This is a genomic window from Microbispora triticiradicis (genome assembly GCF_005864065.1).
GTDB classification, from domain to species: domain Bacteria; phylum Actinomycetota; class Actinomycetes; order Streptosporangiales; family Streptosporangiaceae; genus Microbispora; species Microbispora triticiradicis.
Map to the genome: position 1 here is coordinate 205,081 of NZ_VANP01000013.1, position 6,154 is coordinate 211,234.

A 6,154-nucleotide genomic window follows, 5' to 3' on the forward strand; every position below is an offset into this window, starting at 1 on the left:
GGAAGAGGCGGCCCGGTGAGGGAATCAGTGCTTACGATCAGTACTTGCGGTTGGGCAGGGCCTCCTTGGCCTGCTCCTGGGTGAAGGTGGTCTCCTCGGTCACCACGCGCGGCGGAACCTGCTCGCCCTTGACGACCTTCTTCGCGAGGTCCATCAGCTGGGGGCCAAGCAGCGGGGAGCACTCGACGATGTAGTTGATCTTTCCGTCAGCGAGGGCCTGCATGCCGTCGTGCACCGCGTCAACCGTGATGATCTTGATGTCCTTGCCCGGGACCTTGCCCGCGCCCTCGATCGCCTCGATGGCGCCGAGGCCCATGTCGTCGTTGTGCGCGTAGAGCACGTCGATCTTGGGGTTGGACTTGAGGAAGGCCTCCATGACCTCCTTGCCCTTGGCACGGGTGAAGTCGCCGCTCTGCGAAGCGATGACCTTGAACTTCGGGTCGGCCGAGATGATCTCGCCGAAGCCCGCCTTGCGGTCGTTGGCGGGCGCAGAGCCGGTGGTGCCCTGCAGCTCGACGATGTTCACCGTGTCCTTGCTGTCCTTGTACTGGTCGACCAGCCACTGGCCGGCCTTCTTGCCCTCCTCGACGAAGTCGGAGCCGAGGAAGGTCTTGTACAGGCTGGTGTCCTTGGAATCCACGGCCCGGTCGGTGAGGATGACCGGAATCTTCGCGTTCTGGGCTTCCTTGAGCACGGTGTCCCAGCCCGACTCCACGACCGGCGAGAAGGCGATCACGTCGACCTTCTGCTGGATGTAGGAGCGGATGGCCTTGATCTGGTTCTCCTGCTTCTGCTGGGCGTCGGAGAACTTCAGGTCGATGCCGGCCTCCTTGGCCGACTCCTGGACGGACTTGGTGTTGGCGGTACGCCAGCCACTCTCCGCGCCGACCTGCGAGAAGCCCATGACGATCTTGTCGTCGCCGCCGCCCGACGAGCCGTTGCTGGCCGACGAGTCGCCGTCGCCGCCACCGCTGCATCCGGCCATCGTCAGGGCGGTCGCGCCCGCCAGGATCAGTGCCGAGATCCTCTTCAACACTGTGGGGATCCTTTCATCGCTGTTAGCGCTAACACAGGTCAGGTGGTCAGCGCTGATCATTTGTTTGATTTCCGTACGGCTAGCGCGCGCCTGTCGTGCTTCCCCTTCGTACGAACTGGGGAGGCACGACGAGCCGTTCATGGGGCAACGGCTCGTTCGACTCGATCTGCCGGAGCAGCACGTCGATGCTGCGCCTGCCGACGGCCCCGAAGTCCTGTCTTATGGTGGTGAGCGGTGGGGAGAAGAACTCCGACTCAGGGATGTCGTCGAAGCCCACGATGCTGATCTGCTCGGGGACCTTCACCCCCTCCTCCGTGAACGCCCGCAGCAGGCCGAGCGCCATCTGGTCGTTGGCGACGAACACCGCGGTGACGTCGCCCGCCATCGCGGCAAGGTGCTTTCCGGCCTGGTAGCCCGATCGAGGACTCCAGTCGCCGGTCAGCAGGTCGGGTACGCGGCGCCCCGCCTCGGTCAGCACCGCGCGCCAGCCCTCACACCGCCCTTCGGCCTCCAGCCAGTCGGCGGGGCCGCTGACATGCCAGACGGTCTTATGGCCGAGGTCGAGCAGGTGCGAGGTCGCCAGCCTGGCTCCCTCGACCTGGTCGACGCTCACCACGGAGACGTCGCCCTGATGCCACCCCTCGACGGCCACGGCGGGCATGCCCGCCGGCAGGTCGTCGAGCGCACGGGCCGCCGAGCGCTGCGGAGCGACGACGACGATGCCGTCGACGCCCTGCTCGGCGAGGTAGCCGATCGCGTCGTTCACGCCGGCCCTGTCGATGGTCCGCAGGCTCACGATGCTCACGAAGTAGCCCGCGTCCCTTGCGGCCTGCTCGATTCCGTATACCGTGCTCGCCGGTCCGTACAGCGTCGTGTCGAAGCTGACGACGCCCAGCGTGCGCGAGTGCTTGGTGACCAGTGCCCGGGCGACGAGGTTGCGGCGGTAACCGAGCTGGTCGATGGCCCGCATGACCCGGGTGCGGGTCTCGGCGCGGACGTTCGGATGATCGTTGAGCACCCGCGAGACCGTCTGGTGCGACACTCCGGCCAGCCTGGCCACGTCGGCCATGACGGGCGGGCGGCGCTCGACGTTGGGTCCCACGGTCGCTCCTCTCAACTGCTTGGCAAGAACTGTGAGCGTTAACACAACCCGGCGTCAAGGAGGTCGCCGGTCACGGTCCGGTTACGCCGAAACATGCCGGTAACCCAGCATTGACGGACATGCCACATCGGCTTTAACTGGTGACCGAATCCCGGGTGTTAACGCTCACCCATCCGTGGAGAGGCTGTGTTATCGTTAACAGAACTGTCTGAGGAGCTGCTCACATGACCGAAACCCCTGCTCATCGGCCCTGCCGATCGTGGCGGCGGCGAGGATGCCCGGGTTCGGTGGTCACACAGGGTAGTCATGAGCGGCGGTGCTGGGGGACGCCAGCGCGACCGACACGAGCACCGGCGGATTTGGGGCGTTCCAATCGCTACGAACGTTTCAGGCGTGCCGGGGCCATGTGCTCGGCTCCCGGTGACCGATTCTCAGCCCCAGCAGGCAGAAACCCCGGCCGCCGGAGCAGCCTCGTGAGCGGCTCGCGATCCCATGGACGGCGACACGCTTCCGCGCCTGGCGCTGCTTCTCTCCTGTCCCTGCTTTCACCCCGGCCTGCTTCCCTGAGGCACCGATGTCACCCCTGCGGGTACCGATTCGCGCGCCGGTGATTTCATTCGCGCCGCCAGGCACTGCGGGGGTTTCGGTAGGTGAAGGCCCAGCGGTCGGCTCCGATCTTGCGGCGGGTGTAGCGGTTCGGGTGGCGGTAGCGGTCGCGGTTGTGGAACTGGCACGCCGGTCCCAGCAGCTTCAGGTCGGTCAGCCCGCCGCTGCACCAGTCCTCGGCGTGGTCGATCTGGCACATGGTGGCGGGCAGCGGGCAGCCGTCCACCCAGCAGGTCGCATACCGGGCGAAGACCGCCCGCCGCTGCGCCGGGGTCGCCAACCGCACCTTGCGGCCCATGTCCAGCACCTGCCCACCGGCATCCATCACGATCCGCACCAAAGCGCTGGTACGGGCCAGCCGATGCACGCCGGCGACAGACAGCAGATGCCCGGTCGCCAGGATCAGCCCCGGCAACCCCCGCAACCACACCCCCGGCGGCGGACTGTTGACCCCCACCCCCGGCCACGCGTCATCGTCGCGTTCCACCCCCGGCGGAGCATCGGCTCCTGTCCGGGGCGTCTCATGCCACGCATCGCCTGTCCAGGAGGCGTGCCGGTAACCCTCGCAGTCGTCGGCAGGGCGGTCCCCGCCGGGGCAGCTGTGAGCACGGCGATCCCCAGAGCAGTCCCCGCTTGGACTGTCCTCGCTGTGGGTGCCAGGAGTGTCGCCGTGCTCGGGAGAGGGATCCGGGGCATGCGTCTGCTCCGCACGAGTGCGCTGCGGATTCCACGCTCGGCGTCTGTGGGTCTCTGCCTCGTCGGCGTGCCCCTGCCGGGTGTCGTCGACCTCGCCAACCTCGCCGAGGTCGGCACGCTCGTCGCCGTGGGCCGCGTCGAAGTGCGGCCAGACGACGGCCGGGCCGCCTGTGGCCGGGCGCTCGGGAGCACAGGGCTCGCTGTCGGCGTCGGTTGTGCCGGCGCAAGGCGTGCCAAAGCCCTCCCTGACGCAGGCGTCAGAGCCGGGGACGGAACCAGGCCCGCAGGAACCGAGGTCAGGGCCGGGGTCACTGCCCGGAGAGTCGCTGGCGGGATGAGCGCCCGACGGGCCGGTGCCCGAAGGGTCGGGGTCAGGGCCAGAGCCTGGGTAGGTGCCGGAGGAGTCGGGGCCAGGGCGGTCGCTCGGGTCGGTGCGCGAGGGGTCGCTAGTGGGGTGGTCGGCAGAGGCGTCAGCTGTGGGATCACCTGAGGGGGTGGTGCGTGAAGGTTCGTCGGTTGGGGGGTCGTCGGGGAGGGATTCGGCGTTGACCAGCACCAGAAGCTCGGTCGCGATCTTGTTCTCCAGGAACGCGATGAAGGCATCCGCGTTCCGCACACTCGGGGTGCGGTCATCCCCCTCGGCCTTCGGCTTGGCGTAGACGTCCAGCAGGTGCTGCAACCGCGCCGCGGCCTCGACCGGGAGGTAGAACTCTCCCTCCAGCCCGCCGTTCCTGCGCCGCCGCACCCGGAAGAACCGGCGGTCGAAGTCGGCCTGCTCATCGCTTTCGTGGCCGTCAGGGTCCAGCACCGCCCGCAGATACCGCCCCGCCTTTGCCACCTCCGCCGCACCCGCCGAACCCGCCAACTCCAACAAAATCCCCTCGGCGGTGATCGCCTGCTCGTCGGTCAACCCCGCAGTGGCCGTGCAGATCGCCTCCACGATCCCCTCGGCCAGGCTGCCCTCGGAGAACCGCTCACGCACCCGCGACAGACGACCCAGCTCCACGCCCATCGTCACCAACCGGCCCGCACCCGGGATCGTCATCCCGCCAACGGATCGCAGCCACAACCGGGTGGAGGCATGCCCGTGGTTCTTCGCCTCCCCGGATCGATGCGCCCGGCCGACCCGGGCGGCCAGCGCCGAGGTGATGCGATCGCGGGCCGCCAGCAACTCCTCGGCCTCGGCCAGGCACACCTCCGCCGACTCAGGCACCGGCACCAACGCGACTGCCCGCGCCGCCTCACCAACAGCAGCCACCGCCACCCACGACGACGACCCCACACCACAAGCACCACCGAAGCCATGCTCAGACGCGCTGCCGGACGCACCGTCCGACGCACCACCAGGCGCACCACCGGGCGCACCACCGGCAGTCCGGCCACGGTCGGCGTCACCCCGGCCCGCATCGTGGATTGGGCCCGGACCTCCTGAATGCTCCCGACCGGCATCCCTATCGCGGTCGGTGGCGCGGCCCGCATCCTGGTCCTGGTCCGCGTTACGCGGGTCGGCGGCAGGGACGCCGTCAGATGCGCCACCGGCGTCGGTGCCCGGGGCGTCCGGGGTCTCCGGGGCGTTGATGCCAGCAGCGGCGGGACCGCGGGCGCCGCCGGCTGCACCTCCTGGGTGACCGGCGACCGAGGGAGAACCGGCTGCGGCGCCGGAAACGGGACCGTCGGCAACGGGGCCGCCGGCAGAAGAACCATCGGGGGAAGCGCCATTCGCGGTTTCGTCGCCGATGGAGTCGTCAACGGCAGTACCGGCACGTGTCGTAAATGCTCGAACAGAGGGAAAAGTCGCCGGGATGTTGAACCGGCTGGCGCGCTTTCGCCCTTCGGAATCGGCGATCGGTACAAATTCGCGGGCGAGCGAACCTTCTGACGACCAAAGGGGCGAGCCGGCGACCAGGCGATCCCACCAGTCGTCAGCGGCATGCGAATCACGGGGGTGACCAGGGCCGAAGCCAGACAGATCCATCACGCCCCCTTCGCCGATTCGATATTCTGTTCCAATCCTTCCACGAATCAACACCGGGCGACAACCGCGCGCTGAGATTTGCTGGAGCTACAGGCGAAGGGTGCAGGACAGCGAATTCAATATCCCTATTTAGCCTCATTGCGCTGATATAGCCGACCTCTGGAAGCGGCACGCATTCACGTGCGCGGCGCGACAGGCAAGCGGGCACGGGCCGCACAGGCTGAATGGACGGCAGGCCCACCGGCGGCGGGCAGGCTACGGAAGGCCGGTCACGCGGCGGCCGCGCTCTCCCTGACCACGAGTTCGGGCTCGACCAGGCGCGCCGACTCGACGTCCCGGCCTGCGATGCGCTGGAGCAGGAGCCGGAACGCCTGCCGGCCGAGCACGCCGAAGTCCTGCCGCACCGTAGTCAGCGGCGGCCAGAAGTACGCCGCCTCCGGCACATCGTCGAACCCCACGACACTCACGTCCTCGGGCACCCGCCGGCCCGCCTCCCGCAACGCCCGCAACACCCCCATCGCCATATGATCATTGGCCACGAACACCGCCGTCACCCCACCATCGGCCGCCAACCGCCGCCCCAGCTCATAACCCGACGACGCCGTCCAATCCCCCACCAACGGCTCGGGCACCACCCGGCCCTCCGCCTCCAGCACCGACCGCCACCCCGCCGCCCGGCCCCGCGAATCCACCCAGTTCGGCGGACCCGCCACATGCCACACCGTCCGATGCCCCAAAC

5 protein-coding genes are annotated in these 6,154 nt (G+C 68.6%); 1 reads left to right on the forward strand and 4 read right to left on the reverse strand.

Annotation, left to right across the window (positions count from 1 at the left end):
• Positions 1-37 precede the first annotated feature (37 nt).
• The 3 genes from FED44_RS28270 to FED44_RS28280 form a co-directional block, all read right to left on the reverse strand.
• Entirely contained in the window at positions 38-1,036 is a 999-nt protein-coding gene (locus tag FED44_RS28270) for an ABC transporter substrate-binding protein (RefSeq protein ID WP_208759222.1), read from the reverse strand.
• A 79-nt stretch (positions 1,037-1,115) separates the two neighbouring features.
• Positions 1,116-2,105, reverse strand: coding sequence for a LacI family DNA-binding transcriptional regulator (locus tag FED44_RS28275; RefSeq protein WP_138462633.1), 990 nt, complete (start codon positions 2,103-2,105; stop codon positions 1,116-1,118).
• A 646-nt stretch (positions 2,106-2,751) separates the two neighbouring features.
• Positions 2,752-4,653, reverse strand: coding sequence for a DUF222 domain-containing protein (locus FED44_RS28280; RefSeq protein WP_167521618.1), 1,902 nt, complete (start codon positions 4,651-4,653; stop codon positions 2,752-2,754).
• Between the two features lie 90 nt (positions 4,654-4,743).
• Here FED44_RS28280 and FED44_RS38245 point away from each other — a divergent pair, with 90 nt between their 5' ends.
• Positions 4,744-4,872, forward strand: coding sequence for a hypothetical protein (locus tag FED44_RS38245; protein WP_262367411.1), 129 nt, complete (start codon positions 4,744-4,746; stop codon positions 4,870-4,872).
• Between the two features lie 812 nt (positions 4,873-5,684).
• Here FED44_RS38245 and FED44_RS28285 read toward each other — a convergent pair.
• Positions 5,685-6,154, reverse strand: a 470-nt coding sequence (locus FED44_RS28285) for a substrate-binding domain-containing protein (protein ID WP_138462624.1), incomplete at its 5' end; no start/stop codon positions are given.

Excerpts from the sequence above, each read along its gene's own strand:
- FED44_RS28275 (WP_138462633.1), bottom strand. The coding sequence starts at position 2,105 with ATGGCCGACGTGGCCAGGCTGGCCGGAGTGTCGCACCAGACGGTCTCG.
- FED44_RS38245 (WP_262367411.1), top strand. The coding sequence starts at position 4,744 with ATGCTCAGACGCGCTGCCGGACGCACCGTCCGACGCACCACCAGGCGC.